Here is a 23,980-nt window from a genome sequence, read left to right on the forward strand (position 1 = left end):
CTAGTTATCCCCTGGGATCGATCCGGAAAACAGTTGAATCGATGGTTTTTGAGATTGACAGTGTTCTAAATCACCATACTCTCGGATTGAGGTTTCGGCGTGCTTAAAATTACCGCAATTGTTCGAGAAGGGTTTTGACGATCGGAGCCATCGCCTTGACACTGTAGTAAGCCAAACACCGCTCCCTAGCCTGAACGCCCCTTGCTTGGGCTGCCTGCCAATCCCCAAAAATCTGATTAATGGTTTCAGCAATTTGCTCTGGCGATCCGGCATCTACCAGAAATCCAGTGTTCTCTAAAATCTCAGGGATATCACCGACCCGGCTGGCGAGAATTGGTTTCGCCATTGCCATGCCTTCGGTGAGCTTGATCGGAAACTGAGCCTGAGCCGTTAGCGTATCTCGCTGAGGCACCACGATGACATGAGCGGCAGCCACGATTTCGGGCATTTGCCAAAAGGGAGCGGGGGGAAGTTTAACAATCCAGCGTCCCCAATGGTCGATCAGATGGCGATCGTAGTCGTCGTAGGGACTGCCCCCCACAATGACCAGCTTTAGATCGGGTTGGTTGAGCCGATCGAGAGCGGCTAGAACGTCTTCTAAGCCTTTGTGGGGGCGGGATGCGCCGGGAAACATCAAAACCCGGTAGTCTGACAACCCGTATTTGCGTCGGCTTTCTGCTGGATCGTGGGCTTGGGGATCAAACATGTCCGTATCTTTACCGTTGGGCAGATAGACGCCGCCAAAACGGTGCTTGAGAAAGTGCGTATCGATCGTCAGCGCATCGGCACGGGAAACTAACTTTTCTGCCCACTGAAGATAAAGCGGGTGATCTGGCGATCGCAGTGCTCCGTCCGGTTTGAATAAGTCTCGTGCCAACTGTTTCAGCCCCGGACGGTAGCGCCAATCGTCGCCCCCCATCCAACTCATTTCCCAATCATCGATATCTAAAATGACCGGACATCTGCTCTGAAGTTTTTTTAGCAGCGCGACGCCAAAGCTCATGGGTTTGGGCTTTACCGCGTACACAATGTCGCCATCAATTTTTGCCAGGAGTTGGCGGACTGAAGCGAAAATTTTTGGATACTGACTTCCTGGCAGACAGACGATCGGCAAGTCGGGCGGGGGTTCTGGATAGATTTTTTCGCCAAATAAAAATCCTAAAATCTCTACGTCGTGGTTGAGCGATCGCAGCACTTGCGCCAAAAGATACGCGCGATCGACGCCGCCCTTGGAAAAATTGGGAGTGAGAATAGAAACTTTCATAGCCTATAAAAATGTTCATCCATCAATGAGGGCGTGCTTGACCCATGCCGAAGTCCTGACTCTGTGCCAAAGTCCTGATTAAAAGTACCCTGAAGAATTCTCAATGCCTCATGAGGCGTTCATAAAGCTCTGCCATTTCCTCTGCAACTTCACGGGTGGTTTTAACCGGGCGAATGCCCTGCTTTAACGTCGCGACGATCTGAGGGTGCGCGGCAAGGTGCGCGATCGCGGCTGCCCAAGCCTGCACATCTGCCGCCGAAACCAGCCAGCCATCTTTGCCGTGCTCTACCAGTTCGGCGATGCCTCCCAACCGCGAGCCGATCACCGGAGTGCCGACGGCGTGGGCTTCTAGCACAACTAAAGGACCGGTTTCTAGCCATTGTGAGGGAACGGCTAACAGATCGAACTGCGCGATCGCGCTGGGTACAGCGTCACGGCTGAGCGGTGCCTTGATCTGAATTCTTGGATCGCTAGCTGCGATCGCTGAAATTTTGTCTCGGTTTGCCTGCCCGTGCTGATCGGCATGAGTGGCATGAATTATCAGTTCAACAGGCAGCGATCGCGGCACGTGTTGCAGCGCCTCGACCAAGATTTGAACCCCCTTTGTCTCTTGCCAGCGACCGAGGAACCCGATTGTAAGCGACCGGTGCGGAATAGACGTTGCAGCGCCAGACGAAGAAACCCCATGACGACTGAGCAATAGTTTTTTTTCGGGGACGCCATTTCGCACCAAGGCATCGTAAAGCCACTGACAAACCACGACAATTTGATCGCTGAGGGCAACAATTTCGCGGAGTTGATGGGCGCGATCGCGCACATGGGCAGGCGTGCTGAGGGTTGTTCCCAACTGGCGAAACCGGACATCGCGGGAGCGGCGCAGGCGAGCTTGACCTGCCTCTGCGATCGCCGGGGGAATCTGGCTCAACCGTTCGGCAACCCACGCCGGAACCCGCTTTGAAACGCCCAAGCACTGGCTACAGCGAGTCACCTCGATCTGCCCGTCGCAGGCGGTGTGTCCGGCTTGCATCATGGTGCCGCGAACGCAGACGATCTCTGGCATGTGAAGGGTCATGATCGTTTTCATGCCGAGGGTGCGAGCCAAACGGAGATGGGAAATGCCACAGCGATCGCGCACGGTGTGTTGGTGATAAATCCCGCTTTGGTTGGCGCTAAGCCACGTTGCGAAGGCGGCAAATGACGGATAGCGATACACCTCAATGCCGTTGTAATAGCCAGTTTGAGGTGCAGCCGATTTTTGCTCAAGGGTGAGCGGCGTGCCAATCACACACTCAAAGCCCAAGGGTTTCAAGTTTTGAGCTAAACCCTCTACGTAGACTTCTACGCCTCCCGAAGAGGCTGGAGGATACCAAGCGCTGGTTTGAATCAGCTTCATGAGCAAAAAGGGGTGAAGGTGGGAAAATTTGTCGCTTCGTGGCTTTACATTAAGCCTTGATCATCAACCAGCTTCATTCGACCATTTTGAATCTGATCAAAAATGCGATTAATCTGGCGGCGTTCTTCGGCGGTAATGCCCTGGCTTGAAAGCAACACAGACGCCAAGTGAAGATGTTCTTGACGGTGAATCTGTCCGGCTTGCAAAATTCGCTCGATGATTTGTTTTGTCGGTAGGTCAAATCGATTTTGAGATGCTTTTACCATAGGAATGAGGCTCGATCATGAAGGGGCTAGACGGTGAGGGGTTACGGATCGAAAGCAGCGAATCGCAAATCAGACTAAATCCTTAGAGTAAAACCATCGTTTTGGTCTAAATGGGTTTCATGTTCTTACTTTTGCGTCTTTCTAGGGATCGTGGGCACAGCTACCATGAGTAAATCGCCAAGACTTGATGAAATTTTGGTGGGATGCGATCGCTCTACTTCAGGATTGACCACTTGACTCTCAGAATAAACACGAGGTTGAACATTTCAATGCTATGCAAATCTACCGAATTCCCGCTCTTTCGGATAACTACATTTTTCTGCTCCACGATGCGGATCGCCACATTGCCGCGATCGTTGACCCCGCACAGGCAACCCCTGTCCTGCAAAAGCTAGACGAACTCGGAGCAACCCTGGTTGCCATTTTCAACACACACCACCACGGCGATCACGTAGGCGGAAACGCGCAACTGTTACGCCAATTTCCAGAGGCGATCGTCTATGGAGGCAGCCACGATCGCGGGCGAATTCCGGGACAGCACGTATTTTTACAGGCGGGTGATGGTGTCAAATTTGGCGATCGCTCAGCCGAGGTCTTGTTTGTGCCGGGGCACACTCGCGCCCACATTGCCTACTACTTTCCACCGGTAGACGCGGATTCTACCGGAGAGCTATTTTGTGGAGATGTGCTGTTTTCTGGCGGGTGTGGCAGGCTGCGAGAAGGGACACCCGAACAAATGATGCGATCGCTCAGCCAGCTTAGGAAATTGCCGGACACTACGCGAGTCTGGTGTGCCCACGAGTACACGTTGAGCAATTTGAGGTTTGCGATCGCGGTTGATCCACGCAATCAGGCGGTGCAGCGGCGGCTGTCGGAGGTGCAAAGGATGCGCCGCCACGATGAAGCCACGATTCCCACCATGCTAGGTCTAGAGAAAAGCACGAATCCCTTTTTGCGCTGGGATGCCCCGGCGATTCAGCAGGCGATGAACCAACGCGACCCGGTGGCAACCTTTGCGGCGCTGCGAACAAAAAAAGACACTTTCTAAAAGCTGTAGCCTGCACTAAAGTAAAAGGCGCGCTCTTGAGCATTCTCGCCGCGATCGCGAAGATGGACAAACGGGACAGCATAATCCAACCGGACTGTGAATCCCGGAAACGGTTCGAGCAGTACTCCAAGCCCCGCCCCAGCAAGCAGGGTTTGATTTGGGAGAATGTTGGGATTATCAGAGCGGTTCCAAACGGTGCCAAAATCGATGAACGGGGCAAGTTGAAAAATGGGCACCCCCGACTCATTGCGTTGAATCGCAATCCGGTCTTCAAAAGATACCCGGACTCCGTTATCGCCAGAGCGGGCATTTTGCCGATAGCCGCGCAGCGTTTGCCCGCCGCCAATTACAAACTGCTGAGACGGCAGCAAACTGTCTGGCGTGAGTTGCACATCTGCTTGAGCAATCAGGAGATGATCTGTCCCAAGGCGCTGCACCCGTTGCACCTGTCCGAGCCAACTGACGAACTGTCCGTCAGGGAGGGGTTTGGGGTTGGTTGTGGCGCTAAAGACTCCTAACCCAATGCTGAACTGCGATCGCAGCGCCCAGGCTCCTTGCAGATCGCGCTTGATATAGTCTTGTCCAATCTTGAGAACTCGCGTCCGGCTGTTGCCCTCTGGATCAGGACCGATGCCAAACGGAAACGGCGTGCTTTGAAACAAAAAGGTCTGCCCATTTTGCACGGCGAAACCCAGTGACAGCGCCACTTCCTCGCGAGGAGACCGCAGAATGGGCTGGCGATAGCTCAGTTCGTAGAGGCTAGAGTCGCTGCGAATTCCGAAAGCCGCAAACCGAGGTTCGATGATTTCGCTGCGGCTGGGGGCGGCTCGAAGTTGCAGCGTGCCGTTCATCCCGTTGACCGGAATTCGGTAATTAAAGTCAAACGCACTATAGCCCCCTTGAGTTGTCCGAAAGTAGGAGGCGCTCAGTTCGTCCCCTAATCCGGTCAGGTTGCGGTAGCTCAAGATGCTGCCAAATCGCTCTGAACCCACGCTTGGCGGCGAGTAGTTATCCGCTCCAAAATAGCCATTGAGCGCGGCTGCCTCCCGAACGCGGACGGTGAGAATGCTTTGTCCTAATCCGGTTCCGGGGCGTAAACTTGCTTCTACGGCTTCAAACAGGGGATCGACTTTGAGCAATCGTAGCTGGTCTTCGAGTTTGTCTTTGTTGAGGGGGGTTGCGGTTCCGAGGCTGACGCGATCGCGCACATAAAAGGGTTTGAGCCGCTCTAATCCTTGGACATCGATTGCTTCGATAGAGCCTTCAATCACGCGAATCTGCACGATGCCATCGACAATGGTTTGATCGCCAACAACGGCTCTAGACGTGATGTAGCCCCGGCTTAGGTAAAGTTGCGTAATCGCATCTGCCACACTGCGGAGGTCTTCTAGGGTGACGGTTTTCCCCTCTACGGGTTGTGTAATTCGTGCAATTTCCTCAGGGGTGAGCAGCGTTCCATCCACAACCTCGATTTTGCGGACTGAAATCTTAACGGAAGACGGTTCAGGAAGCGGAGTTGGGGTTGGGGTTGGCGCGAGATCTGGCGTTTCTGGTGGGAGCGGCTGCGGGGTTGGCAGAGCTTGCGGAAATCGGTCAGGGTTTGGATTGGCGTTTGGCAGGGTGGCGGCTGTTTGGGCGATCGCCCTGGATGACACCAAACAGCCGAGGAGGCTAGCGATGTAAACCAAAACCTGAGCATGAATCAGCTTGTTCATAAATGACGATCGCGCTGATGAGGAACGACTCACTCATCGCATAACTGGCTCTAGCATGATACAGACAAACGCCGCGATCGACATTTAGATTAGCACTGACGATTTGGAGTTGAGGGGTAGGAGGGGTGAGAGGGTAGAGGGGTAAGAGGGTGGAGGGAGATGTTACCCATCCACTCATCCACTCATCCACTCATCGATTCCCAGTCCATCATTTCAAGCTTGACATCAAGGTTCCAGATTGCGCGAGTAGTTGGGTTGCCACCTCTTGGGCGCGATTGATTGGAATCGCAAACCCCAGACCTTGTGCCCCTCGAAGAATTGCCGTATTCATGCCAACGACCTCACCGCGCTGGTTGAGCAGCGGCCCACCCGAATTACCAGGGTTGATGGCGGCATCGGTTTGAATGTAGGTGACACGGCGGCTAGATCCGATCGCTCTGCCTGATCGCTCGGTGGCGCTAATAATGCCGACTGTGACGGTGTTATCGAGTCCGAGGGGGTTGCCAATGGCGATCGCCCATTCGCCGGGTCTGGTTTGGTCAGAGTTTGCCAGACGGACGGTGGGTAGATTGGTCGCCTCGATTTTGACGATCGCTACATCCGTTTGGCGATCGGCTCCCATAACTCGACCGGTAAACTCGCGCCCGTCTCTGAGGGTAACGGTAACGCGATCTGCGCCCTCAACCACATGGGCATTGGTCATTACCAGCCCGTTAGACTGAGTGATGAATCCTGACCCCGTACCTTGAACGCTCCGTTGTCCCGAATTGGTTACTCGGCTCCGCGACGAATTGATCCGCACGACGGCTGCCCCAGATTTTTCGACAACGGCAGAGACGAAATTATCGCCAGCAGAATTAAACGGCAAAGCGGGAACTTGCGCGATCGCAGCGGGAGCTTGTGCGATCGCCCGCTGAGGCTGCAACTGAACGGGGATAACCTGCGCCCCAACCAAAGCGCTGAGCGCCCCAGCAGAGACTAACGAGAGAGAAGCGAACGACTTTTTCAAGAAGCGGTTAGAAGTCATTGATGGGTTCCAATAACGTAAATTAAAGCGGATAGCACTGCTGTTTTTCTCACTATTACTAGTGATGCAGTTTTGATCGTAAAACCGATAGATAGAGCGTTGCAAAGATCATCACCGCTGTGATGGGTAGATGCTAGTCTGATTGATAGAATAAAATTCTCAAATCTTGATCAATGCTTAATCTACTTTGAGAATTTGCTGCACAATATCCATTGCTGTTTGCGATGTCTCGTTTAGTAGTTTTGGATCTACAGTCTTGTCATTTGGTGTGTGGTAGTTGGCATCACTACCACGATAAAAAAACAAAACAGGTACATTCTTGGCAGCAAACGCCGCGTGATCGCTGCTTCCGTTGACAACCGATTTGGGGATTGAAGCTTTAGGTTGTGCGATCGCAGTGAGCGACGATGATCCGCCAATTTGTAACTGCTGATTGACGCCCACCATATCGAAATTGAGCATCGCTTTTAGCCCTGATAAAAACTGAGGCTGAGCCGCTTCGACAAACGCACGAGAGCCTTTTAGCCCATCTTCCTCGCCATCAAACGCGACAAACCAAGCTTGACGCGCCAAGGGAGTCTTAGCCATCCGACGAGCCAAATCAAGCGTCACGGCTGTGCCAGAAGCGTTGTCATTGGCTCCGGGTGAACCGGCAACCGAGTCAAAATGCCCACCGATCAGCACCGTGGGCTGAGTCACGCCATCGAGATAGGCAATGACGTTGCGTCCAGTGATGGTGCGCTCTTCTGCGTTTACCACTAGGCTAACGGTTGTGGGCATGGCTTGAGCGCGATCGCGCAATGGGTTCCCCTGATCTCTCGATAGCGCCACAACCGGAATGGTGGGCTTGCCTGTCAGCGTGCCGCGCAGCGTGCCACCTTCGGTGTTGACGATGATGAGACCCACCGCGCCTGCTTTAGCCGCATTCTCAGCTTTTTGAGTAAATGGAATTTCGCCTCGCTGCACGATCGCGATGCGACCGTTAACGGGCAGGTTGGCAAAATCCGCAGGTCGCCCAACATTAGGAACTGCCACTAAAGGAGTGGTCGCTTTGCCAGCGATCGTGCCGTTGAGGGCTTGACCTTCAAGCGGTGTTCCATCTACGGTGATGGTCGATCCTTCGTCTCGAAACTTGGAGTAAGTAAAGGTTTGAACTTGAGTTTGGTAACCTGCTTTGCGATACTCATCGATCAGATATTGACTGGCTTGTTCGGCGGTGGGTGTGCCCGCCACTCGCGGTCCTAAATTGACCAAGGCTTGAACCGTTGACCCAGCCTCGTTGCTTTCTTGCGCCTCTGCACTTGCCACGGGTGCAAGCTCTGCCCCCCGGTTAGCAGTGCCAACGCAGCCCGTTGAAAGCGAGACAAAGGTAGTTGCTAGGGCAATCTGTAGGCTGAGACGTAACCGTTTAGAAACTGGTTTTGATGCCGTTCTGATCACCGTGTATTCCTAAGACAGAAGCGTTGGTATGACATGATCACTCGCCGTCCTCACCCACTGGTTGTCGATTCATCTTCCGCAGCCATGCAGGAGAGAAGATATTATTTAGTGTGGCAGGCAATTGTGACAAAGAAATGTCATGAGCGTTCTGGGTTATTGGCTGCGATCGCGCCTCAAAAAGCCTCAAAAATGTGGGATGGGCAGTGTAGAATCAGCCCCTTCCTCGTATCGTGGGCAGACTCTTTACGGTCTTACTGTCTTACACCGAGCAAGCGATCGTACTGTTCCTTCACGCATCTGAAACACTCGCACGATGCTGCTTCAAGTCCTGGTTGGTTGAGAATATTAATGCGACCCCGGTGATATCGAATCAGCTTGCTATCTTGAAACTTCTGCGCCGCTTCGCTCACCCCCGCACGTCTCACCCCCAGCATTTGAGCGAGAAACTCATGGGTTAGCCTTAGTTCGTCTGAATTAACGCGGTCTTGCGCTTCTAGCAGCCAGCGCCCAAAGCGTTGCTCTAACGTGTGGAAACGGTTGCAGGCGGTGGTTTGCGAAATTTGTGCGATCAGGGCTTGGGTATAGCGCAGCAAGACATTGCGGAGTGCTTTGTTGCGATCGAATTCTTCAAGCAGCACGGCGGCATCAATTTTGATTGCAGTTCCAGTGATCTGAACGATATATTGTGTCTGCGTGGTTTCGCGCCCTCCCATAAAGGCATTTACACCTAGCACTTCCCGATTGCCAACCAAACCCGTCTCAGCCATCATGCCGCCTTCCATCGTGATCGTGATGGAAAGCAGACAATCGATCGGAAAATAGAGGTCTCGAATCGTTTCGCCAGGATGATGAAGAATTTTGCCTTGCTCTAGCGAGACTTCCTTCAGATGAGGAGCCAATTTTTCATACACTCCAGAGCATAAAGCTTCCAGTAAGCGGTTTCTAACATCCATATCTTGCGAAGGGTATGGGAAGACGCTTTTAGATTTTAGCTCAGTAACAACGGCACCTTTTAGCCTGTGGCTGGGGGCTGGGCGAAGTCATCTCCGGTTGGGGTCGGGGCAAAATGGTTGTGAGAACTCATCGAATTTAGATCCATTAAGCTGACGCACCCCCTTTGCCCCCAGGTTTGGACTTGAGAGGAAGCTCGATTTGAAAGGTTGAGCCTTGATTGAGCGTGCTGGTCACGGTGATTCGTCCTCGATGGGCGTGAATGATTTGTTGGGCGATCGCAAGTCCTAACCCAAAGCCTCCGGTCTGCCGCGATCGCGCCACATCCACCCGATAAAAGCGATCGAAAATATGGGGCACATCGGTTTCTGGAATGCCTATCCCCGTATCTTGAACCTGAATCACCGCCCGCCCTGCCTGGGTCAGCCCCCGGAGATAGAGACTGCCTCCCTCTGGGGTATATTTAAGCGCGTTGCTGAGCAAATTCACGATCGCTTGTTTGAGCAATTCGCCATCGGCGTTGAGATAAATGGGGTGGTCGGGAAGCTGAGCGTTAAGGTGAAGGGTGCGATCGCGCGCTTGCAGGGTGGTGTCAGAGAGCAGCGATCGCAGCAATTCAACGAGATCAATGGTGGTCAATCGAGCGGGGTCGAGGTGTCCTTCATGGCGTGAGAGCAACAGCAGATTGTTCACCAGGGTGCTCATCAATTTTGCAATGTCAACAATTTGCTCTAGCCGAAACTGTTGCTCTTTCGGGTCTTCGGGCGGGAGCAGACCGACCTGGGCATTGCTCAACACTGCCGCGATCGGGGCACGCAATTCATGGGAGGCATCGGCCGTAAATCGCTGAAGTTGCTCGTAAGATCGGCGGGTGGGTTGCAGGGCCAAGCCGCCTAAAAACCACCCGGTGAGCGCGATCGCGCCAACCGCCACCGGAACTCCCAAAACCAGAAAAAACCGCGCTTGGTTTAAGCTCTCCCGCAGGGGCGTGAGGGAGGTTGCAACTTGGAGATAGCCCACCGACTGAGCATCTTGGCGAACCGGCAGCGTCAAGGCTCTCAACCAGATTTTCTGAGAGCCGTCGGGCGGTGTCGTGGTAAAGGTTTGATAGCCCTGAAACAAGGAAGGATGCGCTACGCCAGGCGTGCCGACAAATTTCACCAACCGCCCTTGCGCGTTATACCACCGAACGTAGGCAATCTCCCCGGTGAGCGACGGTTGGTTTTTCAGAAACGGGATCGCTTGCTGGTTAGAGCGCGCATCGGGCAATGCCGTTCCTTGAATGTCGCGCCCTGTGCCAATGGCTAGCGTGCGTTTATACAAGGTCTCATCCAAGCTTCTCAACTGCTCTTGAACGATGAAATAGTAGCCAATTCCTGCAAAGGCAACCAGAATGCTGCCCATTGAGAGGGCAAACCAGTAGGCTAGATTCCGACGACTGCGATCGAACATAACGGGTGACTAGTAGATTGTCAACGTTGAGTGGAGGGGTGGAGGGGTGGAGGGGTGGATAGTTCCGATTGCTAGACTCCCCCTCTCCCTCTCTCCTCCTAGCCCCCCATTTCAATCTTGACAGACCACTAGCTGTGAGGTGACCCATCTCCGCTACTGAGGCGATAGCCAATGCCATACACGGTTTCTAGCCAATCTTTCGCATCCACCGCTTCGAGTCGTTGCCTCAGCCGTCGCACGAGGGTGGTGACGGCATTGCTTTCCGGCTCGCTTCCCCATCCCCACAGGGCTTTCTCGATCTGCTCGTGGGAGAGAACTTGGCGGGGATGGCGCATCAAATATTCCATCAGTTGAAATTCGCGCCCTGACAGTTGCACTGTTTTTTGATCGCGCTCAATCATGAGATTGGTCAGATGTAGCTGTAAGGTTCCAAGCTTCAGGGTTTCTCCTTGCCACAGCGGAGAGCGTCGCCCCAACGCCCGCACCCGCGCCAATAGCTCGATCACGTCGATCGGCTTGACCAGATAATCATCGGCTCCTGCGTCTAAGCCTGTAACTTTATCTAGGGTAGTATCTTTTGCGGTCAGCAGCAGCACAGGAGAGGTTTTGCCGGCCTGTCGATAGTGGCGGCAGAGGGTTACGCCAGTGACATGGGGCAGCATCCAATCTAAAATCAGCAAGTCGTAGGTCTTATCGTGGATCAGCCATTGAGCCGTGTCCCCATCTTCCACAGCATCGACGGTATGCCCAGCTTTTGAGAGGGCGGTATGAAGCGGTTCCAATTGTGCTGGGTCGTCTTCAGCCAGTAAAATAAGCATAGTGCGTGAGATAGCCGTTGCGTTTTATTCTCGGTGGACGCTCTGAAGCGAAGCCCTGCGATCGCGGCTAGACTCCGCTTTGCACCCCTCCAGGGCTTGGCAGTGCCAATCTCAGCCTATCGTATGGGACAACGTTTAAAGGGTTACGCGCTGCGATTCGTGGGATCAGCGGTTTGGCTGCTGCCAGCGCTGGGCATAGTGGCATGGGCAGTGAGCGGGGTAGGACTCGATTGGTGGCTCAGCCGCGCCTACACCACAGAGAAAGTCTTGAAGTTGACCGCCTCTCCTGCACCGCCTGTGGTAGTGGTGGCGATCGACGTTAGCATCCATCGGCAGCAGCAGTTTTCGATCGCCACGGTGAGAACGGCGGGTTCACCGCTAAGAACGCTGAAATTTGAGTTTCCGGTGAGCGATCTAGCGCAAATCGAAGCTGCGATCGCACAGGAATTAGGCGTCTCACGATCGCAGGTCAACCGCTTGATGCGGGTCTCGGTAAAGTAGCGATCGCCCAGGGTTCTGTCTCAAATTTTCTCGCAATTTTGGCTCACCCCCTTGACATTTTGCTGTCATAACTTTTATTCAAAATAGAAATAGAATCCCATGTTTGAATTTCATTAATTCCAATGCGTTATCCATCGTTTTTCCAAAACTCTATCACCACCGCTTCGGTTTGGGCGCTAACCGTGGTCGGCGGTCTGTTGGCAACCCCGGCGCTGGCAACCCAATCGCAAGAGAGCCATAGACCGATGCAACTTGCTCAATCTCGCCCCACGCTAAACGATCGAGAACCGAGTGCTGCTCCTTTGGTCGGCATTGCGATCGCAACCGGGGCAGCCGTGCTGGGCAGCAAAGCCATTCAATCTTCTCGCTCAAACGGGAAATCTCAACCGTTCTCTACATCGTCTGCGGTGGGGTTTGATCAGGCGAGTCGATCGCTTCAGCGCAAACTGATGACCTTGGTGCATGACGATCAAAAAGTGGCGAACCGCTTGTTGTACCAAACCAAACTCCATCACCCAGAGCGTTCGATCGACTGGTGCGCCGAGAAAGTGATCTACGACTTGAAGCGCGATCGCCATTAGGCGTTGCTCATGCCCAAAAGTGCCCCACGTACCCTTTAGCCCTTGACCAATACTGTAAAATCGGGAGAACCTAGAGTAGCCCCTTTACTCTAACCTTCTGTACGATCACGAAAGGCATCCCCGCACGATGGCTAAACCCACGGTTTTTATTGATGGAGAAGCAGGCACAACGGGCTTACAAATCTCCTCCCGCCTCAGCCAACGAGATGACCTTGAAATTGTCAGCCTAGATGACGCTCGGCGCAAAGATGCCACAGCCCGCGCTGCCCAGATCAATGCCGTTGATATCGCCATTCTCTGCTTGCCAGACGATGCCGCCAGAGAAGCCGTCAGCTTTGTGAGCAATCCGAGGGTGAAGATTCTAGATGCCAGTACTGCCCATCGCACAGTCGAGGCATGGGTGTATGGCTTTCCCGAACTAAATCCTGGACAGCGCGAGAAGGTCGCTAATGCTCAGTTTGTCAGCGTTCCGGGCTGCTATCCAACGGGGTTTCTATCCTGCGTGCGCCCTTTGGTGGCGGCAGGGTTGCTCCCTGCTGAGTTTCCGGTGACGATCAATGCGGTGTCGGGCTATTCGGGGGGCGGCAAACCCCTGATCCGCCAATATAAAGCCTTTCACGCTGAGCAAGATCAGCAGTCTTCAAACGGCTCCTCTTACCCGTACGGCATTTATGGAACAAAGTTTGGGCACAAGCACGTCAAGGAGATGCAGCGATATTCTGGATTAGCCTCGCCGCCCTTGTTTGTGCCCTCGGTGGGCGACTTTGAGCAAGGCATGTTGGTGCAAATTCCGCTGCCGCTTTGGACGTTGGCTCAGCCGCCATCGGGACAGGAAATGTATGATGCGATCGCACACTATTACCAAGGAGAACCGTTCGTCCAAGTTGCTCCGTTTCAGGATTCTTCTGTGCTGCGAGACGGAACTTTCTTAGATGCCACGGCAATGAATGGCACCAACGTCGTGCAGATTTTTGTTTTTGCCAACGACACGACCCAAGAAGCGTTGCTCGTTGCCCGACTGGATAATTTGGGCAAAGGAGCCTCTGGGGCGGCGGTTCAAAATCTCAACCTGATGCTGGGGGTTGACGAAACGTTGGGGTTGTAGATGCTTTCAACGCTGATGGGTGAGGAATCGATCGGGGTTCCAACCTCATCGCTTTGGTTTTCCCCCGTCTGCTGCCATGCGTAACTCCTGCTTGTCAGGGCTGAAGAATTGCCATGGTTTAGCTACCTGTTGCCGTTGGAACGGTGGTGTAGAGGAAGATGCCGACCGTCGCGATCGCAAAAATTGCCTGCAATAAATTTCCCAGCACCGAGCCAACGACGATCCCCATTCCGGCTTTAACGGCAAGCAGCAAGTCTTTGCGATACAAAAACTCTCCGACGATCGCACCGAGCAATGGTCCTAACAAAATGCCGATGATGATGCCAATCGGGCCGCCGATCGGCACGGTCGGTAAAAAGCCAAGGAAGCCGAGAACAAAGCCAACGATCGCGCCGATTTGCCCCCAGTGGCTCGCGCCTGCTTTTTTGGCTCCCCAATACGTAGCCAGAAAATCGACACCAATGCTGACCACAAACACCGCGATCGCAACAGGTAATGCCACGCTAACGGCAGCAAACCCTTTGACAAACCCCCAAACGACAACGGCTGCCAAAATCAGACCGATCCCCGGAATGCCAGGCACGATCGCGCCGACAATCCCAACCACCATCACAGCAACTAGCGCCCAATACAAAGCAATCATGGCAACAGCGTAATAATTCTACGAATAAGGTAACGCAAACTGAGTTGTAGGTGAGGCTAGGAGGATAGACCTTGAGGGTGAAACGAGAGGGAGAGGGTGTGGTCAAGTTTTTGTGCGATCGCAGCCACCCAGTTTTCATCTTGCTTGGTATAGCTGCGCGGGGCATTGGCTGCCAAAATCAACACGCCCTCGGTGCCGATCGGCTGACAGATCACTCCCTGGGTATTTTCTGGCAAGTAATCAAACTCAATGCGCCCAGGGTAGACGCTTAACGCCACCAGATAAATGGGTTTTTTCTTGTCCAACACGCGCTGCAAAATTGCCCCCGGTTTCACGTCGGCATTAGGGCTAAGAATTCCACGCCGCAGCAGCACCTGACCGCGATACAGCACAATCAGCGATTTTGTCACGGTGTTGGTCAACAAAATGTGAGACGCCCACGCCAACTCTGTTTCCACCGCCTCTGGCAAGTTTGGCGCGAGTTCAAAGCCTTCTTCTCCAACAAGTTGCACGCGATCGGGGGTTCTCGCCTGAACCTGCTGCCACAACATTCCTGTTAAAATCAGCACCGCGCTTAGAATGACGCCGAGGGCATCCACCCGGGCTTGAGAATCTGTTAAATTTGGCGTCAAACTGCGATTCGCCAGTAGTAGAATGCCTCCCAAGATGCCAACTGCGATCGGCATCAGTCGCAAAATCCGATTTGGATCAGCCTTTGCCATTGCTTTGCGTTCCTTACCCTACATCCTCTACCCTACACCCTGATCAGGAGGGCTGCCGTGCTAGAAGTCTTTAGTGCAGGTTTCGTATCTGCATGGCTAAAAATGGCAGGTGTGCCGCCATCGCTTGATCCCTGGCAGATCGCGGCTCAGGTGGATTGGTCGATCACCCCCTCAACCGATGCGGCAGCGGAAGCCGTGATCCAGCACTATCTCCAAAATCTGGTGAGCCAAGGGTTGGAGCCATCGTCTCAAGGAATTTGGCTACAGTCGGGTTCGACGCTGCTTGCTAGTCATCAGGGAATGACGGCAATGCCAGCGGCGTCGCTGACAAAAATTGCCACGTCGTTAGCCGCGCTGCAAACCTGGGGAGCCGACCACCAGTTTGAAACGCCAGTTTCGGCGACGGGTCTCATTCAAAATGGAGAACTTCAAGGAGATTTAGTAGTTCAAGCGAGCGGCGATCCGATGTTTGTTTGGGAAGATGCGATCGCGCTGGGCAATGCGCTCAATCAAATCGGCATTACCCGCGTTACGGGCGATCTGATCATCACTGGGCGATTCATGATGAATTTTGATGCCGACCCGGTGCAGTCGGGTAATGCTCTGAAAATGGCGTTGGATGCTGACCAGTGGGACGCCGCGATCGCAGAAGAATTTGCGGCACTGCCCACTGAAACGCGGCGTCCGAAAGTTGCGATCGCGGGTGCAATCCGGCTTGGCGCTCCTGCTGCCAGCCCAACGGTTTTAATGCGCCATCGGTCTTTACCGTTGACAGATTTGCTCAGATACATGAATGTCCAGAGCGATAACGAGATGTCGCAACTGTTGACCGAAACAATGGGCGGCACTCAAACGATGATGCAAATAGCCACAGAGGCTGCCAACCTTGACCCCAGCGAAATTCAGTTGGTCAACGGCTCTGGCTTGGGTGTAGACAATCGGCTATCGGCGCGTGCTGCTTGCGCTCTGGTTGCCGCCCTCGATCGCGTCATCCATCCCCACAATTTGAGCTTGGGCGACCTGTTTCCCGTGGCCGGTCTAGAGGGCGTTGGCACAACCTTAGAAGATCGATCCTTGCCTGCTCAATCGGTGGTAAAGACTGGCACCTTAAATGAAGTGAGTGCCCTAGCTGGCGTCTTGCCGACGCGCGATCGCGGCTTAGTCCAGTTTGCTATCCTCAATCGGGGAACCGAGATCTCCTCTCTACGCAAGCAGCAAGACGTTTTGCTGCAAACCTTACAGCAGCAGTGGGGCAAAGCCACGGCAGACCAGGTGCAACCTAGCAAATGGGTGACCGCACGCCGAGCAACCTTGGGAGCCGCCGTTCGCAGCGAAATCGTCTACGGTGGCTAGTGGTCTGTCAAGGTTGAAATGAGGGGGAGTCTAGTAATTGGAACCATCTACCCATCACCCCTCCACCCCTCCACTCAACGTTGACAATCTACCAGTGAGGCGTCCGTTTTTGGGAAGCCGATCTTGCCTTTGCTTCTCTTGCTCGAACAGAATTGATAAAATCAGAACGCTGAACCCCATAGACCCAGATTTGCTAAAATGTCCCACACTCAAGAAACCCACGATGTGAAGTATGGAGAGCGGTTGATCGAAGAAGGCAACTTGATCACCTTTCCCAATCCTCGACCCGGACGCCGCTACACCATCACCATTACCCTGCCAGAATTTACCTGTAAGTGCCCGTTTTCTGGCTATCCTGATTTCGGAACCATCTACGTTACCTACATCCCAGATCAGCGGGTTGTAGAACTCAAAGCCATTAAGCTTTACATCAATAGCTACCGCGATCGCTATATTTCTCACGAAGAAGCAACCAACCAAATCTTAGATGACCTCGTTGCCGCGTGCGATCCCCTCGAAGTTACGGTTAAGGCAGACTACACGCCCCGGGGCAATGTCCATACCGTGGTTGAAGTCACGCACGCGAAAGCGGTTTAGGGGGGCGAGCGACGAAGGATGGGATAACGCCTGCGATAAACGTCAGCGATCGCAGGTGAGGCAGGATGGGTGGAATAGAGCTTTCATCGTTCTACCGCTCCAGCCGCCCCATCCGTGACTAAGACACTCTGCCCAACTACAACCCGCCTTCTTTAAGACCCTTAGTGATTCGCGATAAGTCGCTTTTTTCATCAACTGCAATGCGCGTTGGCGAGCCGCTAATAATGCGCTCGAAGTTGCGGAACGACTCTTTGATCTGAGGACCTTGGGCATTAATCGTGTACTCTCGAATGCCCTTATCGTGCCAAGAGCCGCGCATTTTAAACACATTGAGGGCGCGAGACATCTCTCCCCGAATTTCTACGTATTGCAGCATCAAAATAGTATCCGTAATCGTAGAAATGTGGGAATCGGTGATCGAATGCGATCCCATAAACTGGTCGGTTGTGTTGGTGAAGAAGCCGGTAATTTCTTCTTGTTTGGCAAAGCCAGTCACGCCAATGACAAACTGACGAAATGCATTGTTGCTTACCCCCCGCGCCAGGGCAGATAGAGAATCGATCGCAATCCGAGAGGGCTTAAATTCGGCAATTTCAGACTTAATAATCTGTAAATGATCCTCTAGCCCCGCCGATTCTGGATAGGCGCAAATGATCCGGAGTACCCCTTTTTGCTCTAAGTCTTCAAAGTCGATGCCCCACGAGTAAGCGTTGCGCGACAGTTGGGCGCGAGATTCTTCGTAGGCAAACAAAACGGCGCGATCGCCCCGGGCGCAGGCTTCTTGCAAGAACTTGCTGACCAACAGTGTTTTGCCGGTTCCGGTAGCGCCGGTTGCCAAAATGATCGAATCTTTGAAAAAGCCGCCGCCGCACATTTCATCAAGCGTGGCGACTCCCGAAGAGACTCTCACGTTAGACGATCGCTGAGTCAGGCGCATTGCCCCCAACGGAAAGATATTAATGCCCTGGTTGGTAATGGTGAAGGGATATTCCCCTTTCATGTGGGTTGTGCCGCGCAGCTTTAAAATTTCGATCGTGCGACGGCGACGTTCTCCTTCTAAAACATTTCGCACGATCGCCACATTATCTGATACAAATTCTTCTACCCCAAACCGAGCGACTGGCCCATACTCATCGACTCGTTCTGTGGTCATCACCGTGGTTGCCCCGATCTGCTTGAGCCGTGCCACGAGCCGGAAAATTTCTCGCCGCACCACTGAGGCTGCCTCATACTGCTGAAACACGGCGGTGACTGAATCGATCGAGACGCGCTTGGCTTTATATTTGCGGATGGCATACTGAATTCGCTCGATCAGGGCAGACAGATCAAAATTCCCCACGACATCTTGCCCTTCTGGGTCAGGAGAGGCATCTAAAATAAACAACTTGCCTTCATCGACCAACTGTTGCAGATCCCACCCAAAGCTAAAGGCGTTTTTAATCACATCTGCCGGAGATTCTTCAAACGTTACAAAAACTCCTGGTTCGTCAAATTGAGTGATTCCGTGATAGAGAAACTGCACAGCAAGGAGGGTTTTTCCAGTTCCGGAGGTGCCGCTCACGAGTGTGGTTCGCCCTACAGGTAAACCTCCATGACTAATGTCATCGAAGCCCTCAATCATCGTCCTAATTTTTTGAACGCCGGTCACTCCTGATTGATTACGAAGATCGGTCTGATTAATCGAATTCATAAGTGTAGTTATCAAACATGCGGAGCTAGGCTCCTGGAATTGAGGGCTAAACCTGTTATATTTTTACACTGAATCTAGTTCAAAACTTAACCAATTGAGGCATTACGGTAAATTTGCGACTCCGTTTTATCCTTCCATTTCCTCTTCACGCAATTCTTCATACAGCAGATCAAGACCAATCAATACTTTTTCTCGATCGGAAAGATCGCCAATGATTCGACGCACTGGAGGCGGCAAAATTTTCGCCAGTGTGGGTGTTGCCAGGATTTTATCTTCCTCAGCAAGTTGAGGATTTTTAAGAACATCAATGACTTTTAATGCGTAGACACCTTGAAACTCTTTTTCAAGAATGTTGTTGAGAGTCTTTAAAGCGCGGATTGAGTTTGGCGTGTTTCCTGCCACGTACAGTTTTAGAACGTAAGTTTTCCGTAGTGGACTCATAGTTGACCCTTTTTATCACGAGCGCCTTAAAAGATAAACAAACGATCGATCGGACTAACAATTTGGGATTATAAATTTCCCTAACAAATCCCCCTAAATAATTGTAAATGGATTGCCCTCCTCCTGTGAAGCTTTGCAAACCTGCGCTTTTTGGACACCCCAAACCACGGCAGCGGCTCTATTACTCACGGGGAACGGCTCGTCGATACATTTCGCACAAATGCGCGATCGCATCAATCAAGGTCAACCGATAGTCGAGTAAGATTTCCTCGCTTCGCCCTTCTAATTTTAGCTGTTTAGAAAACTCATCCATGAGTTCCATATGAATCTCTACGATTTGCGCTACTGGAACGTCGGCAAAAAACATAAGATTGACGAAATTATCGACCCGTTGGTTGAGTTCGGCATCTCCATCAAAGTACGTCAAGATAATGGCTCGGTAGTCTTTTCGTACTTGAGCCATCAGCGTGTGGCGATCGCGGGGAGATAAGTGCCGCAAAAAGTCTTTGGGATTGCGTTTGTAGTAGACTCCCAAATAGCCCAATCGTGCTTTAAGCTTGTCGGTGAGCCGCTGCTGTTGCAGCATTAAAAAGTTTTGTGTGGTTAGACGATCCTCTGGGTCATCGGCGGTTGAGGGAGCGTTGGGCAACTGACACGATGGCGAGAGCTTGAGAAATGCCGCGATCGCAGCCTCGACCTGCTCAGCCATCTGCGTTTGCCCTGCCAGCGAGACTCGAATTTCTGCCGTGTGGTAGAGCACCGTTGCTGGGGTCTGGTTGGGAGGGGGAGTTGTTGCACCGTCTTGAGCCTCGGCGTCAAGAATAATAGCGGGTAACAGGGTTGCCTGAGCTTGAAGCCAATTGATAAGCTGAGGCAGCATTTGCCCGTCTTGCAATATTAGGCAGTCAATCTGCTGTTTCTCGCGATCGATTACATCAAAAAACTCGTCGTTGGTGCAGGGTTGGGCAACCGTAAACCGCTCACCCTCAAACATAGACACCAGCGATCGCGTCAATGCTAAAGAGTGGACAAAAACACAAATAAAGAGTTGTGGGCGGCTAGGCAAATAAGATGAAGCGGTCAAGGCTGAGTAACCCTGTAAACTAACGTAAAACCAACGGCAAAAAAGCTTAAATCACAAATTGTATAGAGAATGGCTAACCTAAACTTGATGGATAAGAGAACGAAACGCCTTGATTGGGTCTAGTGTTCGGCATCTTCTAGGTTGGGTGCCACCGATGGTGAACGGATGAACGACTAACACAGCAAATGGCTGTAAAGCAGTGGAAATAGAACTCTTTCTAGGGTAAACGATTTGCTGAAAGATTTAATGATTACTTCAACTTTACTGCACATCGTTCACTATAATAATAAGTCTTAAAGAAGCATTTCCGCCTGAAAAACGGGGGTCAACCGTTTCTTAAAGCAAATAAGATTTCTACCGTAAATCAAGGTAAGCAAAATCAAGAGCAAATTTTAAGATAAGCGCCCTTACTAATTATAGGCTTCATCTTTTAGCAGGTTTTGTACCCAGGCTTTGTAATGGTGTTGCTGGTAGCACTTTTCCTTGACTTTAGTTGATGCACAGAAGTTGATGACACAGAATTATTAACAGCCGATTCCCATGTAACATTGGCGCTCTCGACGGTTAGCTTTGCGGCAGATTTCCTATGGACATACTCGACGCCAAATTCTGTGATTTTACTGAGCCTGCCGTAACCTGTTTTGCCTCGGCAACCCTTGCGATCGCGGTAGGCTTGCTCGATCATCCGGGGGGCGCTACCCGGAGTGATATGCCCCCCGATCGGATCGTGGTGATTGACGAGGCGCACTATCCGATTGGGCTGATCCACAGCCGCCAACTTTTCCCGTTTTTGGGGCAAGCTGCCTATGCCGATCAGCCGATCGCAGATCTGCTAGAAATTGATGCCTTGCCCTGTGTTCTCCACGATCAGCCGTTGACCCACTATGCCGCCGAATTGCTCTATTCATCGGTGCGGTTTTGGGCAGTGATCAGCAGTGAAGGAAAATATTTAGGTTTAGTTGATACGTTCTATTTACGAAAGTTTGTGGCGCTATCTGCAACAGGTGCGGCGGATGAACCCCTGTTCAAGGCTCCCTACGGCGAGATGGGGGCAGAGCGCCCTTCTCTAGAAGTTGCCAAAGCAACAGCGATCGCGAAGTCCTCTGAGTTGCTTTGGCATTATGTCAAGGCAGAGAGCACCCCTGAACGGGCTGAACTGCCGTCAGACATGCTGCGGCTCAAGCAGCAGTTGCGTCTTCAGATTGAGCAGTTTCGGACTCAGATTCGTCGGTCTTCGCTGCCCTCATCGGGCGATCCATCGATCACGGCACTGCGATCGCTGATGCAATGTTTAGAGCGCTTACCACTACCGCTCATGCTGCAAACTACAGCAGGCAATGTGGTGGCTCGAAACGTTCACTGGCAAGACCAATTGGGCGATCTAGTCGATCCGGGCTGGGTGCAGCGTGAGGCAGCCGCCGTCCTAGAATATGCGATGCCGCCCCCCGAACCGTCGCTCGATCGCGCCCCCCTAGAAAGCACTGTTAGTCATGCTGACCCGTTTGAGCCGCCGCTTGCCATCAGTTCGTGCCAGGTGGGGGCAACGCCTGACACATGCATTTGCGTCTGCCCGTTGAAAAATGGGCAAGAACGAATTATTCAGTTTATTAAAATTCCCCTGGGCGGCTTGTTTACCGAGTCCGATGTTTCGATGGTTGGGTCTGCGCCGTCTTGGTTAGAGTCCCCCTTTAGGCTGGCAACGCTAGACAGCACCCAAGAGCCATCGGCGCACCCCCCCGGAAAGCCGATGCCAGAGGAGGATTTGTGGCTGGTTTTGGCGCAAGATGTCACCGAACAGCACCAGCTTACGAGAGAATTGGCGGCAAAAAATGCGGATTTGGTGCATCTCAATCGGCTCAAGGATGAGTTTTTAGCCTGCATCAGCCACGAATTGCGAACGCCGCTCACGGCGGTGCTGGGTTTGTCGAGTTTGCTCAAAGATCAGTTGTCGGGGTCGCTCAATGAGCGGCAGGTGCGCTATGCCCACCTGATCCACCGCAGCGGACGCCATTTGATGACGATCGTCAACGATATTCTCGATCTGACCCGCATGGAGACGGGGCAATTAGAGTTAGCGATCGAACCTGTGACCATCGCAACGGTGTGCGATCGCGCCTTCGAGCAAGCCCAGCAACTTTATCTTGAAGAACAGCAAGAACAGCAGGTAACCTCAGATCTGGTGAGCCAACTTCCTCACTTTAGTTGCCTTCTCGAACCTGGGTTGGAAACCCTAGTTGCTGACGAACAGCGGCTCCGCCAGATGTTGGTTCACCTCCTCTCCAACGCACTCAAGTTTACCGACGCAACGGGGCGCATCGGCTTGAATGTGGGTCTTTGGGAAGGCTGGGTGGCGTTTACCGTGTGGGATACCGGAATTGGCATTCCAGCAGAAAAACAGCATTTGATTTTTCAGAAGTTTCAGCAGCTTGAAAACCCCCTGACGCGCCGCTTTGAGGGGGCAGGGCTGGGATTGGTGCTGACGCAGCGGTTGGCGCGGCTCCATGGCGGTGATGTTTCGTTTACATCCAAAGAGCATCAGGGCAGCCAGTTTACCCTCTTGCTGCCGCCCCTGCCGCCGCAGCCCACGCTGACCCTCGGCGGTCTGACTCGTCCTGCCTCGGAAAACCGATTGGTGCTGATTGTGGAAGCGGTGGTGCGATCGCTCGAAAATCTCGGCGAACAGCTTGGGGAACTGGGCTATCGCTTTGTGGTGGCTCGATCGGGAACAGAGGCGGTAGAAAAAGCCCGGCGCTTGCAGCCCTGTGCGGTATTCCTCAATCCCCTCTTACCTGCCTTGTCGGGGTGGGATGTGCTGACGCTGCTCAAAGCCGACGCTCAGACGCGGGGCATTCCGGTGATTGTGATGGGAACCCGCAGCGATCGCGCCCATGCCTACCGCAATCAGGCGGATGGCTTTTTGAGTTTGCCGATCGCCAAAAAGCCGCTCAAGCAAGTGCTCAGCCAATTTACCGAAGCAGAATCGGCACCTGACACAGCCGATTCTGAGACAAGCCTAGTTGTGCTGCGTATCAGCCCAATGCGTTACAGCGATCGCGATCGCTTGGGGAATGACGCGACGATCGATCTCAATGCCTTGCTCCACAGCCAAAATTATCGCGTCCTCGAAGCCGATGACCTGGAGCAAGCTGAGCTTCTCGCCCAGGTTTGGAAACCCAATGTGGTGGTGCTCGATCCAGCAATGCCCGATCCGAGTGGCTATCTTAAGCTGTTGGGAGAGCGATCGTTTCTGGTCTCGTTGCCGATTGTGACGCTAGATGTGGCAACGACTCAGGCCGCCAATCAGGTGTCGGGGCTGACGGTGTTTCCCTGTCTGGCACCTCTAGTTGAGCAATCGGTGGCGGCGGGGCAGTCGGAAACGTCGGCGTTGCTGCAAGTGATTCAGGTGGCGGCGGGGTTTGCGTGGCGTCCGTTGGTGCTGGCGATCGATTCTGCAAAGATCATCAATTCTGAAGCTCATCACAAAGAGTCTGAGTGGCTGCAAGCGCTGATGCAGTATCTTCAGATGGCAGGATTTCGGGGAATGGTGGCGCGATCGCACTCAGAAGCGATGCAAAAGCTGCAAACCCAAAGTGTCGATTTGCTGTTGGTTTATTGGCGCGAAACCGAGTTGGATGAGTCGAGCCGCGATGTGCTGAATGCGTTGAAAAATCTGCCCAACAAGCCGCCTGTTCTCGTCATTGATCATTACTCCACGCCAGAACGAAACCGCTCAAACCTGCTGGAAGATGAAGTCTTTGCCTTGCTCAATAGCCTTTCTACCCAAACGCTGCCGCCGCTGCCGATGGAAGAGTTGCTCAGCCAAATCAACCAAATTCTGACCCATTAACCGTAAATCTGCGGCGTGCTCGCGCGCTTTAAAGAATCTGAC

22 protein-coding genes are annotated in these 23,980 nt (G+C 52.9%); 7 read left to right on the forward strand and 15 right to left on the reverse strand.

The window, feature by feature from the left end; genetic code table 11:
• Positions 1-109 precede the first annotated feature (109 nt).
• From GS601_RS07960 to GS601_RS07970, 3 genes are all read right to left on the reverse strand, one after another.
• On the reverse strand, positions 110-1,264 hold the full coding sequence (locus tag GS601_RS07960) for a glycosyltransferase family 4 protein (protein WP_162422728.1): 1,155 nt from the start codon (positions 1,262-1,264) through the stop codon (positions 110-112).
• A gap of 100 nt (positions 1,265-1,364) precedes the next feature.
• Entirely contained in the window at positions 1,365-2,657 is a 1,293-nt protein-coding gene (locus GS601_RS07965; RefSeq protein ID WP_162422729.1) for a glycosyltransferase, read from the reverse strand.
• 44 nt (positions 2,658-2,701) lie between these two features.
• Positions 2,702-2,923 carry a hypothetical protein gene (locus GS601_RS07970; RefSeq protein WP_162422730.1) on the reverse strand — a complete coding sequence of 74 codons (222 nt, stop codon included), beginning with the start codon at positions 2,921-2,923 and terminating at the stop codon, positions 2,702-2,704.
• A gap of 274 nt (positions 2,924-3,197) precedes the next feature.
• On the opposite strand from GS601_RS07970, the gene gloB reads away from it, so the two are divergent.
• Positions 3,198-3,971 (forward strand): hydroxyacylglutathione hydrolase, encoded by a 774-nt coding sequence (gloB, locus tag GS601_RS07975; protein ID WP_162422731.1) that lies wholly within the window; start codon positions 3,198-3,200, stop codon positions 3,969-3,971.
• Here gloB and GS601_RS07980 read toward each other — a convergent pair.
• From GS601_RS07980 to GS601_RS08010, 7 genes are all read right to left on the reverse strand, one after another.
• Positions 3,968-5,686 carry a ShlB/FhaC/HecB family hemolysin secretion/activation protein gene (locus GS601_RS07980; protein ID WP_162422732.1) on the reverse strand — a complete coding sequence of 573 codons (1,719 nt, stop codon included), beginning with the start codon at positions 5,684-5,686 and terminating at the stop codon, positions 3,968-3,970. The two genes, gloB and GS601_RS07980, sit on opposite strands and share 4 nt — an antisense overlap.
• Complete coding sequence (locus GS601_RS07985; protein ID WP_162422733.1) at positions 5,643-5,864, reverse strand: hypothetical protein; 222 nt, start codon at positions 5,862-5,864, stop codon at positions 5,643-5,645. Before GS601_RS07985 ends, GS601_RS07980 begins: the two co-directional genes overlap by 44 nt.
• Before the next feature lie 30 nt (positions 5,865-5,894).
• Positions 5,895-6,713: a trypsin-like peptidase domain-containing protein gene (locus GS601_RS07990; protein WP_162422734.1), complete on the reverse strand. Its 819-nt coding sequence runs from the start codon at positions 6,711-6,713 to the stop codon at positions 5,895-5,897.
• A gap of 177 nt (positions 6,714-6,890) precedes the next feature.
• Complete coding sequence (locus tag GS601_RS07995) at positions 6,891-8,153, reverse strand: M28 family peptidase (protein ID WP_162422735.1); 1,263 nt, start codon at positions 8,151-8,153, stop codon at positions 6,891-6,893.
• A 251-nt stretch (positions 8,154-8,404) separates the two neighbouring features.
• On the reverse strand, positions 8,405-9,106 hold the full coding sequence (locus tag GS601_RS08000) for a Crp/Fnr family transcriptional regulator (RefSeq protein WP_162422736.1): 702 nt from the start codon (positions 9,104-9,106) through the stop codon (positions 8,405-8,407).
• 145 nt (positions 9,107-9,251) lie between these two features.
• The gene (locus GS601_RS08005) at positions 9,252-10,556 is read right to left on the reverse strand and encodes a sensor histidine kinase (RefSeq protein WP_162422737.1); all 1,305 of its coding nucleotides are present in this window, start codon (positions 10,554-10,556) and stop codon (positions 9,252-9,254) included.
• Between the two features lie 128 nt (positions 10,557-10,684).
• Complete coding sequence (locus GS601_RS08010; RefSeq protein WP_162422738.1) at positions 10,685-11,374, reverse strand: response regulator transcription factor; 690 nt, start codon at positions 11,372-11,374, stop codon at positions 10,685-10,687.
• 33 nt (positions 11,375-11,407) lie between these two features.
• On the opposite strand from GS601_RS08010, the gene GS601_RS08015 reads away from it, so the two are divergent.
• From GS601_RS08015 to argC, 3 genes are all read left to right on the forward strand, one after another.
• On the forward strand, positions 11,408-11,875 hold the full coding sequence (locus GS601_RS08015; RefSeq protein ID WP_162422739.1) for a hypothetical protein: 468 nt from the start codon (positions 11,408-11,410) through the stop codon (positions 11,873-11,875).
• 122 nt (positions 11,876-11,997) lie between these two features.
• A complete protein-coding gene (locus tag GS601_RS08020; protein ID WP_162422740.1) occupies positions 11,998-12,456 on the forward strand; it encodes a hypothetical protein in 459 nt (152 codons plus the stop codon).
• A gap of 127 nt (positions 12,457-12,583) precedes the next feature.
• The gene (gene argC, locus GS601_RS08025) at positions 12,584-13,561 is read left to right on the forward strand and encodes an N-acetyl-gamma-glutamyl-phosphate reductase (RefSeq protein ID WP_162422741.1); all 978 of its coding nucleotides are present in this window, start codon (positions 12,584-12,586) and stop codon (positions 13,559-13,561) included.
• A 118-nt stretch (positions 13,562-13,679) separates the two neighbouring features.
• Here argC and GS601_RS08030 read toward each other — a convergent pair whose 3' ends face one another.
• Together GS601_RS08030 and GS601_RS08035 are read right to left on the reverse strand one after the other, a co-directional pair.
• Positions 13,680-14,204 carry a DUF456 domain-containing protein gene (locus GS601_RS08030; RefSeq protein ID WP_162422742.1) on the reverse strand — a complete coding sequence of 175 codons (525 nt, stop codon included), beginning with the start codon at positions 14,202-14,204 and terminating at the stop codon, positions 13,680-13,682.
• A gap of 56 nt (positions 14,205-14,260) precedes the next feature.
• Positions 14,261-14,926 (reverse strand): cofactor assembly of complex C subunit B, encoded by a 666-nt coding sequence (locus GS601_RS08035; RefSeq protein WP_162422743.1) that lies wholly within the window; start codon positions 14,924-14,926, stop codon positions 14,261-14,263.
• Between the two features lie 57 nt (positions 14,927-14,983).
• On the opposite strand from GS601_RS08035, the gene GS601_RS08040 reads away from it, so the two are divergent.
• Together GS601_RS08040 and queF are read left to right on the forward strand one after the other, a co-directional pair.
• A complete protein-coding gene (locus GS601_RS08040; protein WP_338016992.1) occupies positions 14,984-16,279 on the forward strand; it encodes a D-alanyl-D-alanine carboxypeptidase in 1,296 nt (431 codons plus the stop codon).
• A gap of 198 nt (positions 16,280-16,477) precedes the next feature.
• Complete coding sequence (gene queF, locus GS601_RS08045; protein ID WP_162422744.1) at positions 16,478-16,876, forward strand: preQ(1) synthase; 399 nt, start codon at positions 16,478-16,480, stop codon at positions 16,874-16,876.
• Between the two features lie 136 nt (positions 16,877-17,012).
• Here queF and kaiC read toward each other — a convergent pair whose 3' ends face one another.
• From kaiC to GS601_RS08060, 3 genes are all read right to left on the reverse strand, one after another.
• Positions 17,013-18,566, reverse strand: a complete 1,554-nt coding sequence (gene kaiC / locus GS601_RS08050; protein WP_162422745.1) for a circadian clock protein KaiC — start codon at positions 18,564-18,566, stop codon at positions 17,013-17,015.
• A 126-nt stretch (positions 18,567-18,692) separates the two neighbouring features.
• Positions 18,693-19,007, reverse strand: a complete 315-nt coding sequence (gene kaiB, locus GS601_RS08055) for a circadian clock protein KaiB (protein ID WP_162422746.1) — start codon at positions 19,005-19,007, stop codon at positions 18,693-18,695.
• Between the two features lie 181 nt (positions 19,008-19,188).
• Complete coding sequence (locus tag GS601_RS08060; RefSeq protein ID WP_238393148.1) at positions 19,189-20,091, reverse strand: circadian clock protein KaiA; 903 nt, start codon at positions 20,089-20,091, stop codon at positions 19,189-19,191.
• 586 nt (positions 20,092-20,677) lie between these two features.
• On the opposite strand from GS601_RS08060, the gene GS601_RS08065 reads away from it, so the two are divergent.
• On the forward strand, positions 20,678-23,938 hold the full coding sequence (locus GS601_RS08065) for an ATP-binding protein (protein WP_162422747.1): 3,261 nt from the start codon (positions 20,678-20,680) through the stop codon (positions 23,936-23,938).
• Positions 23,939-23,980: the final 42 nt, after the last annotated feature.

It is taken from the genome of Myxacorys almedinensis A, assembly GCF_010091945.1.
GTDB classification, from domain to species: domain Bacteria; phylum Cyanobacteriota; class Cyanobacteriia; order Leptolyngbyales; family Leptolyngbyaceae; genus Myxacorys; species Myxacorys almedinensis.